This is a genomic window from Burkholderia sp. AU4i, assembly GCF_000466765.1.
In the GTDB taxonomy this organism is placed as follows: Bacteria; Pseudomonadota; Gammaproteobacteria; order Burkholderiales; family Burkholderiaceae; genus Burkholderia; species Burkholderia cepacia.
The window spans coordinates 1-511 of sequence record NZ_ASSI01000504.1 but is presented as its reverse complement, the minus strand read 5'-3'; the positions used below and the strand labels follow the sequence as shown (position 1 = coordinate 511).

The 511-nt window shown below is 72.6% G+C and carries 1 protein-coding gene; it reads left to right on the top strand.

The window, feature by feature from the left end:
* Positions 1-511: 2-dehydropantoate 2-reductase N-terminal domain-containing protein (locus L810_RS43825; protein WP_042978568.1), on the top strand; the 511-nt coding region annotated here is incomplete at both ends.

Below are 511 nucleotides of genomic sequence, written 5' to 3'. Positions count from 1 at the left end.
CGACGGCCGCGCGGCCGCGCTGGCGCGCGACGGGCTGCTGATCCGCAGCCCGCGCGGCGACCTGACGCTCGCGAACGTGCAGACCGTGCGCGCGGGCGACGCGGGTGCCGGCGTCGCGCCGTTCGACCTCGTGCTGCTGAGCTGCAAGGCGTACAGCCTCGACGACGCGATTCAGTCGTTCGCGCCGTTCGTCGGCCCGCAGACGCTGATCCTGCCCATGCTCAACGGGATGCGCCATCTCGACGTGCTGCGCGAGCGGTTCGGCGCCGCGCAGGTGCTCGGCGGGCTGTGCGTGATCGCGGCGACGCTCGATCGCGAGCAGCGCATCGTGCACCTCAACGACACGCACGGGGTCACGTTCGGCGAACTCGCGGGCGGCGAATCGCCGCGTGTGCGCGCGGTGGCCGAGGTGCTCGGCGGCGCGGGTTTCGATGCGACGCTCAGTGACGACGTGGCCGCGCGGATGTGGGAAAAATGGGTGTTCCTCGCGACGCTCGCCGCGAGCACGTCG